Source organism: Microcoleus sp. N9_A2 (assembly GCF_036701775.1).
GTDB lineage: Bacteria > Cyanobacteriota > Cyanobacteriia > Cyanobacteriales > Microcoleaceae > Microcoleus.
Genome location: NZ_JAUBRH010000007.1, coordinates 80936 through 99119, shown reverse-complemented (window position 1 = coordinate 99119; position 18184 = coordinate 80936). Strand labels below are relative to the sequence as shown.

At 43.3% G+C, this 18184-nt stretch carries 15 protein-coding genes and 1 pseudogene; 7 read left to right on the top strand and 9 right to left on the bottom strand.

What is annotated here, in order from left to right:
• Positions 1 to 37 precede the first annotated feature (37 nt).
• Entirely contained in the window at positions 38 to 289 is a 252-nt protein-coding gene (locus QUA44_RS06305; RefSeq protein WP_333249110.1) for a phosphopantetheine-binding protein, read from the top strand.
• A 79-nt stretch (positions 290 to 368) separates the two neighbouring features.
• Positions 369 to 1664: a metallophosphoesterase gene (locus tag QUA44_RS06300; RefSeq protein WP_333249108.1), complete on the top strand. Its 1296-nt coding sequence runs from the start codon at positions 369 to 371 to the stop codon at positions 1662 to 1664.
• Positions 1665 to 1922: 258 nt separating this feature from the next.
• On the opposite strand, the gene QUA44_RS06295 is transcribed toward QUA44_RS06300, so the two are convergent.
• The 8 genes from QUA44_RS06295 to QUA44_RS06260 form a co-directional block, all read right to left on the bottom strand.
• Positions 1923 to 3677: a choline/carnitine O-acyltransferase gene (locus QUA44_RS06295; protein WP_333249105.1), complete on the bottom strand. Its 1755-nt coding sequence runs from the start codon at positions 3675 to 3677 to the stop codon at positions 1923 to 1925.
• 232 nt (positions 3678 to 3909) lie between these two features.
• Positions 3910 to 4299, bottom strand: a complete 390-nt coding sequence (locus QUA44_RS06290) for a hypothetical protein (RefSeq protein WP_333249104.1) — start codon at positions 4297 to 4299, stop codon at positions 3910 to 3912.
• An 81-nt stretch (positions 4300 to 4380) separates the two neighbouring features.
• Positions 4381 to 5535 (bottom strand): PLP-dependent aspartate aminotransferase family protein, encoded by a 1155-nt coding sequence (locus QUA44_RS06285; protein WP_333249101.1) that lies wholly within the window; start codon positions 5533 to 5535, stop codon positions 4381 to 4383.
• A 99-nt stretch (positions 5536 to 5634) separates the two neighbouring features.
• Entirely contained in the window at positions 5635 to 6315 is a 681-nt protein-coding gene (locus QUA44_RS06280; protein ID WP_333249099.1) for a class I SAM-dependent methyltransferase, read from the bottom strand.
• Between the two features lie 50 nt (positions 6316 to 6365).
• Positions 6366 to 7337 carry a guanitoxin biosynthesis L-arginine gamma (S) hydroxylase gene (gene gntB / locus QUA44_RS06275; protein ID WP_333249309.1) on the bottom strand — a complete coding sequence of 324 codons (972 nt, stop codon included), beginning with the start codon at positions 7335 to 7337 and terminating at the stop codon, positions 6366 to 6368.
• Between the two features lie 99 nt (positions 7338 to 7436).
• Positions 7437 to 7514 (bottom strand): hypothetical protein, encoded by a 78-nt coding sequence (locus QUA44_RS30650; protein WP_445243728.1) that lies wholly within the window; start codon positions 7512 to 7514, stop codon positions 7437 to 7439.
• Between the two features lie 951 nt (positions 7515 to 8465).
• Positions 8466 to 12017 carry a WD40 domain-containing protein gene (locus tag QUA44_RS06265; protein WP_333249093.1) on the bottom strand — a complete coding sequence of 1184 codons (3552 nt, stop codon included), beginning with the start codon at positions 12015 to 12017 and terminating at the stop codon, positions 8466 to 8468.
• A 216-nt stretch (positions 12018 to 12233) separates the two neighbouring features.
• Positions 12234 to 12413 carry a helix-turn-helix domain-containing protein gene (locus QUA44_RS06260; protein WP_333249091.1) on the bottom strand — a complete coding sequence of 60 codons (180 nt, stop codon included), beginning with the start codon at positions 12411 to 12413 and terminating at the stop codon, positions 12234 to 12236.
• A gap of 55 nt (positions 12414 to 12468) precedes the next feature.
• On the opposite strand from QUA44_RS06260, the pseudogene QUA44_RS06255 reads away from it, so the two are divergent.
• From QUA44_RS06255 to QUA44_RS06235, 5 genes and pseudogenes are all read left to right on the top strand, one after another.
• A pseudogene (locus QUA44_RS06255) lies at positions 12469 to 13023 on the top strand (LysR family substrate-binding domain-containing protein); the annotation flags it as partial.
• Between the two features lie 398 nt (positions 13024 to 13421).
• Positions 13422 to 14264: a phosphorylase family protein gene (locus QUA44_RS06250; protein ID WP_333249088.1), complete on the top strand. Its 843-nt coding sequence runs from the start codon at positions 13422 to 13424 to the stop codon at positions 14262 to 14264.
• A 96-nt stretch (positions 14265 to 14360) separates the two neighbouring features.
• Positions 14361 to 14678 (top strand): hypothetical protein, encoded by a 318-nt coding sequence (locus QUA44_RS06245; RefSeq protein WP_333249086.1) that lies wholly within the window; start codon positions 14361 to 14363, stop codon positions 14676 to 14678.
• Between the two features lie 134 nt (positions 14679 to 14812).
• The gene (locus QUA44_RS06240; protein WP_333249085.1) at positions 14813 to 15241 is read left to right on the top strand and encodes a globin family protein; all 429 of its coding nucleotides are present in this window, start codon (positions 14813 to 14815) and stop codon (positions 15239 to 15241) included.
• A gap of 80 nt (positions 15242 to 15321) precedes the next feature.
• Positions 15322 to 16725, top strand: coding sequence for a pentapeptide repeat-containing protein (locus tag QUA44_RS06235; protein WP_333249082.1), 1404 nt, complete (start codon positions 15322 to 15324; stop codon positions 16723 to 16725).
• Between the two features lie 97 nt (positions 16726 to 16822).
• Here the strand turns inward: QUA44_RS06235 and QUA44_RS06230 are convergent, their stop codons facing one another.
• Positions 16823 to 18169 carry an AAA-like domain-containing protein gene (locus QUA44_RS06230; protein ID WP_333249079.1) on the bottom strand — a complete coding sequence of 449 codons (1347 nt, stop codon included), beginning with the start codon at positions 18167 to 18169 and terminating at the stop codon, positions 16823 to 16825.
• Positions 18170 to 18184 lie beyond the last annotated feature (15 nt).

Here is an 18184-nt window from a genome sequence, read left to right as displayed (position 1 = left end):
TAATTAAAATCCACAAAAATTTAGGAGCAACCCGATAATGAATCGAGAAGAAGTGCTGAATATCGTCATCAAAAACATTAAACTCAATGTTGATGGTCTTGAGGAAACTGAAATAGACCCAAAAAAATCAATGGCTGAGTATGGAACTAGCAGTTTGGACATTGTTGAAATTATTAACTCATCGCTGCGCGAACTTAAAATTAAAGTTCCCAGGACTCAGCTAGCTGACTTAATGAACATTAATGATTTAGTGGACTTGTTAACTCAAGCCAAAAACAAAGCCTCATGAGTTATTTACTGAGCGTGACTATGTTTCTGTTAAACCTTCTTAGGATTGAGCCAAAATACGTGTAAGAGAGAGTAGAACTGTGAAAGTATTCAGAAATATTGCTTTAACGCTGCTAATTGCCATTGGATGTTTGGCATTTACCTCATCACCTGCCCGAGCGTTTAACATCTATAACCACAGCTCGGTATCCGTTCAAGCCAAGATACCAGATGGCGATTTTGGCCAAAAGATTCCGCCTGGGGAGAACAGAGCATGTAACTGGTCAAATAAAGACTGCAATCCGTCAGGTGGACGGGAGGCGATGTTACAGGTCTGGATTGAAACCGACAGCGATTTCCTCTGTATTCTTCCCTTGCAGGCTGGTGGGTATGCAACTATCGAAGAAGTGAGGAATTCGGGTGCAAACAGAAACGATTTGAATTGTGAAACCCACTACTTCGGTCACAGTCAATACTCTGACCACATGCTCACGGCAAACACCCCTTATGGTGCTGGCGGGTTGTATCCTCGAAACATCCACTTTTTGGCTACTGCCGATCCGCAATACGATAATGGAAATAAACCCAAGAAGGAAGTGGCAGACAAGGTTTTACAGGAGATGAAAAGTCGCCTGAAAAGTACCAATGATATTCGCGGCATCATAGTTGCTGGCGACTTAACGCAAAATGCCAGAACGAGGGATGAGTATAAGTGGTACCAACAAAGCATTGAGGGACAAGCACGCTTTGTGTTCGATGGACTGGGCAACCACGATCTAGAAAGTACAGGTATCACTTCAAATCCGGCAGGAGTCATCCAGGATATCAAAGAAAGAAAGCGCGGGACACGTCTTTCTGGTTGGTCGAATGAGCATTATTCATGGGACTGGGATGACGTACATTTTGTCCAACTTAATCTCTTTCCTGGCAATCAACCAGCGCCCCAATTTCCGAAGCTGAATCCTAATAATAGCCTGTCGTTTCTTGCTGAGGATCTACGAACCAAAGTTGGTTCATCCGGACGACCAGTAGTGCTTATTCCGCATTATGGATTTGATGGCTTTTCAACAGGGACATATGGTGAAGTGTGGTGGACAGAACAACAAAGAAAAGACTTTTGGGACACAATTGCCCCTTACAAGGTCGTAGCAATTTTCTCAGGACACCTCCATCCTACACTCCAAGAAAAGTGGGATTACCCATTTTATCGTCCTAGTGGCACATCGAATGGATCCTCTAAAATTCCCGCATACATCGCTGGAGCAACTCTTAATGGAGCATTTCTCGATGTTCAAATTACTTCAGATAAGCTGATTATCCAACGGATGGGTATCCAACCTAATGAGACAACAGCGAAACTGTATGACAGAAAAGAAATTCCTCTCTCTTCTTCGTAACTACTCAATAAGTCGGGGTAGCTTGTAGAGACTATTGCGATTTAACGTCGTTTCAGCTATCTTCAAAAGCTTTTTTCCTAGTAACTTGTACGGGACTTACGCAGGCAACACTATATGTAGTGTGCCTGCGTAAGTCCTGTATTTATTAAAACAGATTTTTACCCCATAGTTTTTTCTTTTAATACTTGTTTTCATCCCTGCTTCTACTTCTGAAACACAAAGCTTAAAAAATTCGGAAAATTTTTCGCTTTGATATATTTAATCGTTCCCATAAAATTGATCCATCAGCTTTCCAAATTCTAAAAGGCATTGCTTCAGAATAGGGATGAATTTTTCTGTCTGCCAACATTTGCTTGCTACGCCAAAGGATATCTTTTCACGCTCCATTACATACCTGATTTCATAGCTATAATCGTCCCACGCAGAACCGCCCATCAGCTCCCTGCCCATTTCGCCAGCTAGGCTAACAATCATGATTCCCTCCTTGGAGAAAAGCTCGGTGTAGGCTTTGCCAAGGAAGATATCGGGAAGCACATCTCCTTGATAACAAGCTAAAGTATGAAGGGCCCAGAGGTGACGATAGACTCCCTGCCCCTTTTTACAATCAAACAGTGGCCAAAGATAAGCCATAACCGCACGCTTGAGGGTCAAGTACCGTATCTCGTCAGAAGTCGCCTCACTGAAGGCTCGTATTAGCTCGACAGATTCAGGAGTGACTGCGAACGCCTGCTCGACTCGCCCGTATCGGAAACCCCTAGTATGTACCGATGTCTTGGCGCTAGTCAGCTCGCCGTACAGACGAAAATGTGCAAGCTGAAGCGAAAGAGCAACCACAGCATCGGGAACCAAGCCATGTCGGCGAATAAAGTCTGAGCCGAATTCTTTGAAAATTAGTACCCGTATAGGGTTTTGTGCAATCAGATGATCCGCTGTTGTCGATGCCTGCTCGATCGCTTCCTGAAGTTCCCGGTCTAAAGTCCATCGCAGTTGCGTTGGTGGCTGCAATTGGATAGAAGCGGTGTCCAAGAGCGGAACGCTTGCGTGCTGAAGCTCCTGGTAAACCTCCCCAATTAAGCGCGACACCGTATAGCCGTCTAATCCGGTGTGTTCAACATGAATTGCCAACTGATTTGAGGATGTGAAAATTAGCTGTATGGACTTGTCGAACCAGCGGTTGCGCCCATCTCCGTAAAGTGCGTTCCCAAGAGCCGCCTCCGTGTCAGTTGGTATTGTTTCGTCTAAACACACGACAAACAGAGCGCTTTCCAACAACTCTAGGGAGTGAGCGTTCTCTGGAGATAGAGCACTCATGTAGGAGCGGGTAATAGCCCAGGGGGTTCTGTTGAGGGTGGTTAGCGCTCCTATGGGGGATGATCCAGCCGGAGTATTTTCTAAAATCCAGTCTAGCTGCTGTGCGATCGCATCCCATATCGGCAGTTCCTCTCCTTGGATGAGCTTCAATGCGTAAAATACATTCCGCCGGATGACCACTATATGCTCTGGATTCTTTGTCCGCTGCAAGCTGTCTCGCTTGATTCCTGGAATTCGCGAGACGCCGAACAAGTTTTCGTACTGAGCCATGCACAGGGGGGGTTGGTTTTTTTGATAGATGTCCCGGTCTGGCTCTAGTTCCCGACGTTTGACTTTCAGGTAGAACTTGAGTACATGAGAAATTACGGTAGCAGCAAAGCGAGTGCATGAGTATTTCTCGGTCGTCAAGACTGGTGAAACCAGGATTGCATTGCCTTGATCGAAGGGAATAGACAACCGATTTTCTAGTCTGCTATTCAGTGTGAATTCATGCAAGTAGCTGGTATTCGTTGAACGGTCAATCATCTCCAATTGCTTCTGGAGAACTGGCCCGCTCCCCTGCTGAAAGTCGATCACTGCTGCCTTTGTTTGAGCCATTTCTGTCTCGCTCAATAGCGGTGCGACTATTTCGAGATAACGCTCTAAGGTATCTTCAAGTCGTGGTAAAGGCAGTTTTGGAAGGGAGTCTTGAAATTGGTACATGAGGAACTTTTTTAATGATTACAGCGTTGCTATTGATAAGCTGTTCCACACTCAACTTGCATAATTCATGATCTAAAACTTTTTTCTAGCCTAAGCTGTGGAGCATTTAAACCATTAACGATCCAGGTAAGCTGCGTCAGCTAGAACACTTACTATACATGGGAAACGCTTATTACTGACGCACCCTACTATCCTCCTTTAAATGCCGAACAGCTTAGCTCGTTTTAGCACATTAAAGATAGAAACCACGAATCTGTTCCTCAGTGAGCTGAAATTCCGGGGCAACCGATACTCTAGGTTTGTAAAATTTCGGTTCTTTCAATCGGCAATAATAGTCAAAGTATAGTGTTTGCCCGCCGGATTTAAAAGCCACCCAGAACATCTGATTATTCCAGCCAGTCGGTAATTGTTCTCTCAATTTTTCTGGCAACCAACCATGAACAAACTTGAGTTTTGCCAGGATATAAAGGAAAGCCAGTTTAAGAGAAAACTTCCACTCAAATAAGGAAAAAGTCTGTGTTGCTGTCATGTGTAAGTCTCCTAGATTTTCTAGATATTGTTGACATTCTACTGTTATTTCTGACATAGGCATGGCCAATCCTGCTTTCTTTGTTGCTTTCATTCTGTTGATCGCCTTGTTTAATCAAATGCAGTATCATCAAAGTCTTGAAGCACAGAATGTAGGGATTGGCAAAGGCGAACTTTAGCTTAAAGCTTGTTCGAGATCCCAAATCAGGGTTTTTACGTCCTCAATACCAACGGATAAGCGCAATAAGTCATCAGGTATAAAGGCTTCAACACTGCTGGTATCGAGGTTTTGCATTGATTCCATGAGTGCCCCAATTTCCACCAAACTTTTCACCGTTCCCAAGCTGGTTGCTGAAGTAAACACCTGCAATTTCCCTGCCACTTGAAAGGCTTCCTCTCGGCTATTTACCTGAAAAGAAACCATCCCACCGCCGTAGAGCATTTGTCGGGCAGCGAGGGAAGCACCTGGATGTTCCGGCAACCCCGGATAGTAAACTCGCTTAACTTTAGGGTGGTTACTCAAAAATTGGGCAATGTAACTTGCTGCTTCTGAACTCGCCTTAATCCGCAAAGGCAAAGTTTGAATGCCCCTGAGAATTAACCAAGCATCAAATGGTGAGTTCCCAATCCCCATTCCAACCTGAATCTGCCGAATCCGCTCGAAAAACTCATCTTTCACTCTGGATACGACAACCCCGCCCATCGCATCGCCGTGTCCCCCTAAATATTTTGTGAAAGAATGGGTCACCAAATCTGCTCCTAACTCGAACGGACGTTGTAGTACAGGTGTTGCCCAGGTGTTGTCACAAACACACCTAGCTCCTACCTGATGAGCCATTTGTGCGATCGCTGCAATATCCGATATCTTGAGCAATGGGTTTGAGGGGGTTTCCAGCCAAACCAATTGGGTGTTAGGGAGACTGATGGCTTTCTCCACCTGATTCAAATCGGTCATATCCACGAAGGTGGACTTTAGATGCCAGCGTGCAAACACGGTGTTTAGCAATAAACCTGTGCCGCAGTAGGCATCTAGAGGTGCTACAACATGCGCCCCTGGTTCCAAAGCTAGGAACACACTCGCAGTTGCGGCTGAACCAGAAGCGACTGCTGCTGCTGCTTCTCCCCCTTCCAACTCACACAGGCATTTTTCTAAGTTGTCGCGTCCTGGGTTGGTACACCGAATGTAATCATACGGGTGCTGATAACTCCCATCTGATTGTCTGGCAAAAGTAGTGGAGAGGTGAATTGCTGGTGTAACAGCATCAGTGCCGGGGTCTAGCGGGTGTCCTGTGTGAACAGCGAGGGTCTCAATACCAGGCTTAATCTGCATCTTAGCTTTTGGGGAGTTTAAGGTTGTGAGAATCTCTTCTCAAGCCAACGCTGTCCTGAAGGGCAGCGCTGGGTTGTTGACTTCTTCAAATTACCGGCTTTATTTGATTATGATTGGGGCAAGCATCACTGGCTTATCCCAATATAGGCAATCCTTTGGTGGGTTCACCGAGCAAAGAGTACCGGTTATGTTGAAGAACCCTGCTTTATTTAGGAGTTGGCGGTAATGGGGTGTGATTTCAATTTCGTGCATAAATTGAGAAAAAACACCTCCTTTTTTAAGAAGACGATACGCCTGTTCAAAAAAGGAATAACGCAGCAATATTACTTCATCTTCAGTTATTGGGGCTATATCGAATAAAATTCCGTCGCAGCTATCATTTGGTAACGAATCTACAACATCTTGCCAAAGACCAAATATTGGTGTGACTTTGTGTTTAGCTTGCTGGGCGAACTCTTCAAGTTTTACAAAAACGTCAGCGTTACCTTCTATGATAATATGCTCCTCTATTTCATGTTGCTGTATGTATCTGGCTGAGATTCCCAGACCAAAACCAACCTCAAGGATCTTCCCCCCATTTGGACCCACAATATTGGCAAGTTCTTTCATGTAAGGTTCTTCCCATTTTTCCATCACTGGACGTCCAAATATTTCCAGTGTTTCCTCAGTAAATGTAGCTGGTGCGTCTCTCCATTCGCCGATATGTTTGGCAAATTCTCCTCCATTCGCTTTAATTTGGGAAATACGGGTCTGTGGGTCAATCATTTTATTTTCCTTCATTCAAATGGTCTTAAAGTTTTGAACAGTTTTTCAAGATGGGTTTTGTCGAGTTAATCCGAATTTTTTTCGCTTGGGGAACGAAGGGTGGCGATCGCACTTTGAATTACACTCGGTGCATTATTGGCAGAAATAAATATTCCTCCTGCTTGGCGATCGAATAGAGCATAGTTTTTATCCTGAAGATAAACCTGATGTGCCTTGGGAACATTCCAGAAGGGAATTGCCGGATTCAAATGGTGAACAAGATGATAACTCTCATTGTGCATTCCTGTCAAAAAAATTTCCAGCCAATGACTGTGACGATTGCGAGTCTGGTAGAGATTAATGCTATTGTTCATCAACGGATAATGTTCGCTCATTTCAATAAACCAGCCAATGATTTGGAAGGTGGTTAAATAAGGAACGATCCAAAATAGCAAAATATACTTGCCCAATCCGAACCCGATGAAAACAGATGCTATAACTCCCAGGTAAACAATCATAATAATCGTCTCTTGACGATTGCGCTTGTCCAAGAGCCGATGCTCGATTAAGGAACACAAGTAGCGGGGAACTTTTGCCAACAAAAATGGCAAAACTATGTTGTGGAGCGTAAAGTTTTCCACAGATTGAGGTCGATCGTACCATTTTGCTTCAATAGCAAATTTGTAATCTGGATCTAGTTCAATATCGCCGAAATGTCCGTGATGAAATCGCACATGAGATTCTCGATAAGACCCCATTGTTTGTAAAACAAAGTAGCCAGAAAAAAAAGTACCGATCGCAAAATTAAGAAGTTTATTTTTGGCTAAAGTTTTGTGAGACGCTTCGTGGAGAAGCGTCGCCAATGCACGCTGGCGAGACCCAATAATTAAAACTGCCACAGGGTAAAGATACCAGGAAATTGAACAAGTGGCAGCCATCAAAAAAATTATAACATAATCCTCTAGAAGAGCGAGAAAACAATGCCAGTTGTCTAATTTTGATAAAGAAGATATTTCTTGGCAAATCTCATTTTCAAACTGGTAAATTTTACACTCCATAGTCATTCCTTTTCAATTCCCAGCTTTTTCAATAATTAGAACTGAAGCTCGCTCTTAAAGATGGTAGCTTCCTTAAACAGATGCCTAAAGTTGGTCTTGCTACCCATATTCGCGATACTCGTTCAGCATGGGATTGAGATGCAACTGCCTGCTGAGATTAGCACACAACGAGCCCAAAAATTGATTGAGCCCGGCAGAAACGGTAACGTCTGCTTCCTGAAAGTCCAATTAGACCGCAAATAACCACTAGGAATTGTTGGTTCGCTTTGTATGACTGGGGATTTTAAATTATTTTCTTCCTCTGTATTATCTGTAGAAGTTTGGTATTTTTGCTGCACTCTAAAAAGCCACTCATCTTCTTCATTTACCAATTCTCCTCGATCGCAAATCCCTGATAATTGCTCGCTCTCCCCTGAGTCTGAAGCCTCCACAAAATCAGTGGCAACTGATAACTGATTAGTGGTAGGCATTAGTGGTGCGTCTATTACTTCTACCAAGGAAAAGGTAACAGGTAACTGGTCACTATTGACTGTTTCACCTGTCCGGGAGAACAGATATTGCTTCAGCACTAAAAACAGATTTTTTTTCGTTACCCTCTCCCCTAATGTTTTGGAAAAAGCCTGCCACAACTGGGAGCCAATATCCTTGATATGAGCGATACTATAGGCACAATCGGCTGCCATCTCGCTATAACCGCGTCCGAACCATGACTGACACAGGATTAAGCGCTCAAGGGAACTCAGTTGCCTAGATAGCAGACTTTGTTCTACAGTGTCCAGAACTTCGTCAACATTCATGTAGTGACTCCATTTGAGTAGTATGCACACAGCAAGGAACGCTCGCTAATCTTATGCCCCAAAACCGGCCGTTAATAAAAGAAGGCTTTTATGCAGATAGCAGAGGGCAGAAGGACAAGGGCTCAATTACTGTAAGCGGACATTCACCAAAAAGCTCCTCTATTATTCAGTTTTTTAGAGCAACGAGAAATAGATAAAGTTGGTATGTTTGTGTAAAGTTATATTGCTGTAAGCCTCGTACTGCACAAGTATTTGATTTTGTCAATATACTAAATTGGTCAATTAATCCCCCAACTAGAATCTCAGGTTGATTCCGAGAGGCGCTTCGGACTCATGAGTATTGACAAAGTTGCCGATCGCCCTCTTCCACCTCTGCGTTAGTCCGCAGATAATCTCGCACCCAATCGCAACCCGCCGCTACCACCTTATCTAGCTCTACAGACTGCTCTAAATTCCACAAAATTACCGTCTTGTCCTCAGAAGCCGAAGCCAGAGTTTTGCCATCAGCAGCAAAAGCTAATCCCTTAACCCCAGCATTATGTCCAATTAGATTTGCCAGGAATGTACCGTCAGACTTCCAGAGTTTAATCATCCCATCATTACTCCCTGTAGCGATCGTCTGGCTATCAGGGCTAAAGGCTACACTCCAAATCCCAGAATCATGTCCCTTAAGAGTATGGAGTAACTTTCCGTCACGACTCCAAAGTTTAGCCGTCTTGTCTTCACTCACCGAAACAATCAATTCGCCATTAGGGCTGAAAGCTACGTTCATGACTGCACTGTTGTGACCTTGAAGAGTCTTGAATAAGCTATCCTCACTTTTGACCTCTGATTTAGAATCTAACTTGCGCTGGTTATTCAAAACCGAAGCCAAATGCCAAAGCTTTACTGTCTTATCGCCACTGCTCGATACAAGTGTCGAACCATCGGGACTAAAAGCCACCCCCCAAGTCCCCGCCGTGTGTCCTCTAAAAGTAGCGATTTCGGTGCCATCGACGCGCCAAAGTTTAACTGTGCGATCGGTACTCGAAGATGCAATCATCTTACCGTCAGGGCTAAAAGCGACTTTCCTAATACCACCCTGATGCCCTTTGAGACTGTGAAGCAATATACCGTTCGCACTCCAAAGCTTGACCGATTGGTCTGCACTAACAGTTGCAATTATTTTACCATCTGGACTGATAGCAACTGAGCTAAACAGAGGGTTGGGCCCTTTTAAACGCCTATTACTAATCCCGTCCTTGCCCCAAAGGATAACCTCCTTCGGACTCGATGAAGCCACAAACTGTCCGTCGGGGCTAAAAGCCACTCCCCAAATTCCAGCCGTATGTCCCCGCAGAACTGTCAGCAAAGGACTGCGTAATTTCCAGAGTTTTACAGTGCCATCCCAAGATGCAGAGAATAGTGTGTCGCCGCTGGGACTAAATGCAAGATCTTTAATGGTACTGTCATGGCCTTTAATGGAATTCAAAGAAGTACCATCAAGACTCCAGAATTTTAGCATCTTGTCGTCAGAGCCAGAGACGATGATCTGCCCATTCCGGCTGAAAGCTAGTGCGTTAATTGCAGCATCGTGGGCGGTGAAACTCCTTAACAAACTGCCGTCACGCTGCCACAGTTGCAGCTTGCCGTCTCCATTGCCCGTTGCCAGGGTTTTGCCGTCAGGACTAAAGGCAATTGATAAAACAGGAGATTGAATATCTGGAAGTGTGTTCAGCAACGTGCCATCCCGCTGCCAGAGTTTTACAATGCCGTTGTCAGAAGCCGAGGCAATCAGTTGTCCATCGGGGCTAAAAACTACTTGCGTAACGATCTCGCCATGCCCTGTCAAGGTCTTTAGCAATGTGCCATCGACGCGCCAAAGTTTTAGCGTACCGTCCGCACCGGACGAAACAATCAGTTTTCCGTCAGGACTAAATTTTACTTTGCTAGCTGAAGCTTTAAACCCTTTCAAAGTTTTCAGCAGAGTACCGTCACGCCGCCAGAGTTTGACAGTTGTGTCTCCGCTTGCTGAAGCAATAAGCTGACCGTTGGGGCTGATGGCCACTCCAAGAGCTGGGCCTTGATGTCCCTTGAGCGTGCCCACCAACTTGCCATCGCGCTGCCAAATTTGGATGCCATCTTGCATTGTTGCCACAGCAATCATCTCGCCATCAGAACTTACATCTAATGTGTTATTGGCAGAAGCATAACCCGAAAAGCGGTTAAATTCTACAGCTCCATAAATTGACCGCCGCAATGCTAACTCCACCATTGTTTCTGTTTGGGGGTCGGTTGAGGCCAAGTGTTTGAGTTCTTTTCGGGCCCTAAGCGCTTCAATTAAAGCATCTAACCTTTTATCTAAGGCAAAGAGTGCTCCCGAATATCTAGCCATTCCTTGAATTTTTTCAATTTCTTCATTGCGTTGGCTAGCGATCGCTTTTTGATACTGGAAGAAACCGAATATTCCTGCTGCGATCGCGATCGCTAAAGCGAACGAAAGTCCCGCAATCAAATAAGTTTGGCGTTTGGCACTTTTTTTCTTTAGCGCCAGCCTCGCTTCTACTTCCTTAAGCCGTTCTGCTTCTAAAAATAATTGCAATTCTTGTCTGTCTATTTCTTGGCTAGCTGCTAAAAACTGATAGTCCAAATCGCTTAAACTTTTGCCCTGCGCCCAGCTTTGAGCGTCTTTTAAAGCTTGTACGCGCAAGAGGCGGGATTTATCCTGCTGCCCCGAACCTACCCAAGCCTCTAGCATCTGCGAGTAAGGCCGCAGGTTCCCTAATTTTTTTTCAACCCATTGCAGATTAAATACTTGTTGGTAGATGCGATTTTTTACCTTTAATATTCCCTCGTGTCTGACGACTAAGCCACTGAGTAACAATTCAATCTGCTCTTGACTATCATCACTTTTTATTTCAATTTCTTGCAAAACTTGTTGATAAATGCCTAGAATTCTACCAGCCCGCTGGCCGTTACGATCGATGCGATCGCAGATAGTTCTGAGATGTTCCGGTTCATCCTGCGATTCCCAACGCTCAATAATGCGAGTTTTGACCAAGTTCTCAATCCAGAACGATTCCGTACCTGGTGGAATACTCATCTTGCTACCGTTCCCCATTGTCCCCAGACTCAATTGCACGACTAAATGACACAACTTCTGAGTCAAAAACGGTTGTCCGGCCGTCCAGTCTAAAATTGCCCTCACAACCGATTCAGGCTGTTCTACCCTCTTTTCCAACCCTTGAATTAAAGGAGTCACTTCCTCCCATTCAAAACCAATGAGTTCGATCGCTTGCCCAATATTAAACGGTGTCTTTGTTCTGTCTCGAATTAAATCCGAGGGAGTTGCGACCCCAAAAATGGCAAAGGTAATGCGTTGATACTCTGGGTTGATTGCCCGTTGGTTATAGCAGAAGCGAATTAAGGCAAAAAAGTCATCAATAGAAAAGTTAAGACCTAGCAAACTGTCGATTTCATCGACAAATATAAACAGCCGTTGTTGGGGAAACTGCACCAGTAGCAATTCCTCAATAAACCACCGCAGCCGTTGCAGTAAACCGAGATCATTGCGTTCTTGCCACCAAGTTTTCAGGTTCAAGGTTTCCAGTAGCCCCAACTGTAGCCATAAGTCACCTACGAATCCCTTGTACCATTGCACTGGAGTAATTTGTTCGCTTCCCACCACGCTCAAATCGACGGCTGCGCAGCGAAAGCCATCTTTTTGAAGGCGATGCTTGGTTCGCACCAGCAGTGAGGATTTGCCCATCTGCCGGGAGTTGAGGACATAGCAGAATTCTCCTTGCTTCAAGGCTTCATACAGTTGGGAGTCGGCTTGGCGCTGTACGTAACTAGGTGCATCAATGGTTAAACTGCCACCGAGTTGATAGCTATCTTGGGGCATAAAACGTTGATTATTATTACAGTCAATGTTGAAACGTTTGTTGAAAAAGAAAGTGGAGGATATCTGTGAGAAATGAACCCATCCATTGATATTGAAATATAGGCAAGTTTTCTCAGGTTCGCAACAGTTCAATATATATGGCAACTTCACTCATTTTTGGGAGACGGTAATAATAATCAATTTAGGATAATAGGCACATAGGTATAGTCAAATACCTTATAATTCTAAGCGACTATTCATCCCAATCTGGGAAAGCCCTTTACCGGTCTCTTTGTAGAGTTCATTTGTTGCATTCAGTGAGTTATTCCATAACCATCTGGCACACCCGAAAGCTTGTGATAGTGCTTCCTTCTGCTCATTGGTGGGATAAATTCGTACTTTTGCAACGTTTTTCACTTGTCTAGTTTAACACGAATTGCATTCACCCTAAATCTAACAAACCCTAAACCACTTTGGACAAGCCTATCCTGAAGTTGCCGTGCGTTTCCAGGAGATGCCACCTAGCGAACAAGTTAGAGCCTTGCGAAATGGCTCGATCGATATTGCTTTTATGGGCAATCCACCTGATGAGTTAGATTCCGAGTTTACAGTCAAATGCGTTAAGAAAGTGCCGATCGCTGCTGTATTACCGGATACGCATCCATTGGCACGTGAATCCTCAATTAATTTAGCTTCCCTGGCATCAGAAAAATTTATTGGGATGTCTGAAGAGAAGTTTCCAGGGCGGAACGATCGTATCTGCGGTGTTTGCCACGAAGCGGGATTTACGCCAAATCTGCACCTGCAAGCCGATAGCCATGCCTCAATGATTGCTCTGGTTGCCGCAGGACAAGGGGTAGCAGTCATGCCCCAGGAGGCAGCAGCACTGCCCCATCCTCAAGTTCTGTTTGTGTCGCTCCACCATCCCGTACACTACGCCCGATCGACTGCCATGTGGAGAAAAGAAACACCTCATAAATCTTTGGATAAATATCTCAAAATTCTGTTTGAGCATATTCAAGATTAATTGAAAATCTCCCGAATTGAATTCGCAAGATTCCTGCGGTAAAGGAGTTTTCTGCTTAACTCATGGGTTGGTATCGATCGAGAGCTGTTTTGAAAATTAATAGCTCAGGTCGAGTCGCTTTATATAGTCGCCCAAGGAATCTTCCTACTTTTCCTACTTTACTTATTAAACAATAAGGATTAATATCCTTAATAAAGGTCTTCAAAATCCCGTTACCTCGGACATGATTTTGTAAAAAAGAGCAAAAAATAGCGAAGACCTCTCAATTGCGTTTCTACGCGATCGCACGGGAGGGCAACCCTTGACCTGGAATCGATTTATTGAAGTGCTGCTCGTGACTTAAAGAGCGATCGCCGCTTTAACATCATGCTAATTGTTGATTATTCAGGAGAACAAGTATGGATTCTTTGCTTCAGGATTCGCTCATAATAGAACAGTCTTCCCAAGAATACAAAGCAGACCTTCTCGTTGTTGCCGCTTTATACAAAGAAAAAAAATGGGTTCAAAAAGTTTTTGATGTTGAATGGATAAATGTTGAAAGAGAAGGGGTAATTTATCAAGTCGCCCACTATAAAATAGACGACAAAACATTCAAAATAGTTGCAGTCTCACAACTACACATGGGAATGCCGCAAGCCGCAATTTTAACGACTAAGAGTATTATCTTGTGGTCTCCTTCAGTGGTTGTCATGACAGGAATCTGTGCCGGAGTTGAAGGTCAAGTCACGATGGGCGATCTAGTGATCGCTAATAAGGTATTTGACTATGGCTCTGGTAAAGTTATTAGCGGAAAACTACAACCTAATTTTGAACCAGTTCAGATTGATGCTTGGCTTTGGCAACTTTTAGAACTATTTAGACATGATGAGGCTGTCCTTGAGGAGATCGATCGGGAATATCCTCTAGATGATGGTCATCCCGGCAGTCCTTTAGTCGCTCATATAGGTTCTATGGGATGTGGATCTGCTGTTGTGGCTGATGCAGCAATGATTGAAGGAATAGTGCTGACTGAAAGAAAACTGTTGGCTCTTGATATGGAGTCTTATGCTGTTGCTTTAGCAACAAGCTTGAGTACAACACCAACAAAAAGGGTCGAATTTTTTATTGTGAAAAGTGTGGTTGATTTTGCTAATAGTTTGAAAGGAGATACTCATCATAACTACTCATGCTATGTAAGCGCCGCTTTCTTAAAAAAGTTTGTGGATCGGTATTATCGTCAATTGTTTTTGGACAATTCCTGAGATGTAAACTAATTGTGATAGATTTAACTTAACTTCTGTCATCGCCAATAACACCTTACTTGAGTACCTTAAAACTAGGAATAGGACAATCTGCCAATGAAGTTAGACAAGTTTTTATTAGCCCAAAACATGGCATTTCTCATATCCATTTCCCCAGAAAGTAATTTGGTAAAATTGCTTTCATTTTGCTTGGCGACAAAGGTGAGAAAAAATATGACCGGAACAGACATCTTAAAGATCACCTGCGAACTAATGGAAAACCCCTCTAATTTGCCTTATTGGACGCAAGACGTGATGGGACTCGATTTAGATTACAGCAGTGAAGAGTGGGAAAAATTGGGAGAAATGGAAATCAAGGATGCAGATAAGTTTATGGCTACCCTGTGGCAAGAGTTGGAAAACTTGAGTTTGTAATATTTTGCCCTAACGCAAGCGAAGAAACTCTTAGATTCCCAACACTCTGTCAAAAGCATTCATCTGAGCTGTATCATTAAAAAACCCTGTCTTTAGATAAGGGATTATCAACTTTCAAGAAAGGAACACGCATTATGTCTTTAAATGTTGAACTTTTAGAACAAAGTTTCGAGAAAGTTAAACCTCGTGCTGATGAATTTGCCGCTAGCTTTTACGATAACTTGTTTGCAGCTCACCCAGAAGTGAAACCGCTGTTTGCCGAAACTAATATGGCCAAACAACGGAAACTTTTGTTAGCTTCTTTAGTCTTGGTAGTAGAAAATCTTCGCAAGCCAAAGGTTTTAGAAAATGCTCTCAAAAATCTAGGAGCAAAACACGTTGGATATGGGACAGTTCCCCAACATTATCCCGCCGTTGGAGAAGCCATACTGACAACTTTTGAACAGTATCTCCAGCAAGATTGGACACCTGAAGTCAAACAAGCTTGGGTGGATGCCTTTGGAGCAATTAGCACTTTGATGTTAGATGGTGCAAAAGAAGATTATGCACTAGAAACTGTGTAAAAAGCATTAGTAAGCGCTAGACAATTCAGATACCCCTGTCTTACAACAGGGGAAAAATTATTCGTAATTTAGGGGAAAATATGTCATTAAATGTAGAACTTTTAGAACAAAGTTTCGAGAAAGTTAAACCTCGTGCTGATGAATTTGCCGCTAGCTTCTACGAAAACTTATTTGCAGCTCACCCAGAATTTAAACCGCTGTTTGCCAAGATTGATATAAAAATCCAACAGAAAAAGCTCATTAATGCTCTGGTTTTAGTAGTAGAAAATCTTCGCTCTCCAGAAGCTTTGGAACCAGTTCTCAACGCCTTGGGAGGCAGACACATTGGCTATGGGGTAATTCCCAAATATTATGGTCCAGTTGGAGACGCACTGCTGATGGCTTTTGAGCAGTATCTACAGCAAGATTGGACTCCAGAAGTAAAGCTGGCGTGGACAGAGGCTTACAGAGCAATTACTGCTTTGATGCTAAAAGGTGCAGGTGTGGAAACTACACCAAATGTTGTCCGAGATGAAAAAGAAGTAACTCTTAAAAATACTTCAGCAACTCAGACACAATTAATAAACGAATCCCAGCCACTGCCACCACAAACAGAGCAACAGAAAAAGCCTTTAGTATCCCTTAAATTGGATGGTGAATTTATTCAAAAAATGCTCTCGAAAATAACTGATAGTTATCAGCAATTTCAGGGTCGATCGTTTATTCAACGACTAGGTGAAGTTCTCAAAGGAATTTTAGAAACATTTATTGATAATTTTTGGGCGCAACCAGCTTGGTTAGTCGCTAGTGTTTCAGCAATCTTGTTCCTCGTAATTTATGTGGGGGCGGATGATAATTCTTTACTTGCAGAGATTCTAGAAGGTGCTGATGCTCTCAGTCTTGTCGTTGCTTTAGTTCTATTCATTAAAGAAGCGCCCGATCGCCGCAAGCAATTTCACTACCAAGCTTGGAGTACAATTGATGCAGCACACGATGTCAAAGTTAGCTATGCCAGAATTTTGGCACTCCAAGATTTGAATGAGGATAATGTTTCTCTTAGAGGTTTAGATGCTCCCGGTGCAGAGTTAGTCGATATCAATCTTCCTGGTGCCAATTTGAGTCAAGCTAATTTGAATAAAAGCGATCTCAGTAATGCTAATTTGAGCCACGCCAATCTCGATAATGCTATCCTCTCCCACGCTAAACTTAGCGGAGCAAATCTTAGTTATGCCAAGCTTAGTTTTGCGCGTTTAAATAAGGTTAACTTTAGTAGTGCCGACCTTACTGGCGCTAACCTAATTTGTGCGGATTTGAAACAGGCTAACTTGAGCGGGGCGATTTTGAAAAATGCCAGTTTGAGTGGTGCCAACCTTGAGGGTGCTTACCTCACTGGTGCAAATTTAAAAGATGCTAAAGTGAGCGTTTCTGAACTCAGTGCTGCTTTCCTAGAAGGTGCAATTATGCCGGATGGTTCAAAATATCAGTCTCCTAAAAGTTCAAATTAGCTAATTTTCTCTTAATTTCGGCTTCTTGAGTTTCCTAGCTCAAATGAACGGATGGTAAGTCTTCTGAAAATATTTTTAGTCTGCTGACAGTTTTCAATCAAGAACAATAATTGTGGAATAACTCTCGATATAGCTCGCAGCTAACAGTTGCTTGACTATCGATAAGATACACCAATCCTAAACTCTTCAACTTAAACTCCAGCTCTTTTTCTAATTGGATTGGAGCCGTTAAAACCTGCTTAAAGCCGTCAGCCAACTGAGGATGCCGTTGAAGGTTCCACAACTGAGACTGAAGATGTTTTTGATAGATTCCAGTATTTTTCGTGGCATCTTGCAGTAACGTTTGCAGAGGAATCTTCAATCTGGCACTTTCATACAATGCCAGTCGAATTAAATACGGAAAGCCACCAGTCAGCTTCATTAGCTGCTCTAGTTCAGAAACAGTGAGTTTAAGTCCGTGACGTTGAGCTAAATCCTGCACCTGTTCTTGCTTAAAGGTAGGTAGTTCGATCGCCAATCCTACATTAAACGGAGAGCGATTAGTGGGTAAGGGAATGTAAACTTCAACGGAATGAGCCATCACGACTCGTAACTTCTGCCAAACCGAAGTGTCCTTTGTTTCCTCATACCAGGAACGCAACAAAACGAAAAAATCACCAGCGAGTCCTGGATACTCAAATAATTGGTCGATACCATCTAGTGCTAAAACAATAGGGTGAGAGATTTTCTTGAGAATATAACCTTGAAAATAAATCGTGCTGTTCATCAAGGCTCCCATATCCTCATCCCAGTAGTCATTTAATCTAGATACCAAACCCAACTGCTGAGTGACATTGGTACAGAACCAGCGTAAGAAGCGATCGCTCGAAGCAAACACCTGTGTGCCAGCGCAATGTAAGCTAAGTCTCACTGTGTGGTAATTCTGACTGCTCCCATAATCCAAAATGCGTGCGATTAGGGAAGTCTTCCCCATTTTTCGGGGTGCTTTAATACGAATGAATGCACGGGGTTGGAGAATTTCTTGATAACAGGTTTGTTCAATGGTCGATCGCTCAACGTACAGGCCCGAAGCGAGGGGAACCTGCCCTTCTGGAGATTCTAAAACATAGTTTTCCGCAGTCAAGCTCGTCGGAGTTGCTGTTGTTGTCTCAGTGGGCGAAGGATTATTCGGATTTACCAAATGCTGTTCTAGCAGCGCCGGGAGATTCGTTTTATTAACTTTTTCACCGATTGCCTGTGAAAGCAACTGCCATAACTTAGGGGCAACTGAAAACTTAATATAGCTTTCCGAATAATTATTTTCTTCAGCAATTTGAGCGTAAGTTTTTTTGTATTCAAGTAGAGATTCTCGCAAGATTACCTTTTGAATAAAGTTAAGAGAAAACCCTGTTTCTGTAGCAACTAACTCGATCGCAAATTCAACAAGTTCTTCAAGATTTTTCATTCAAAAAACAATTTG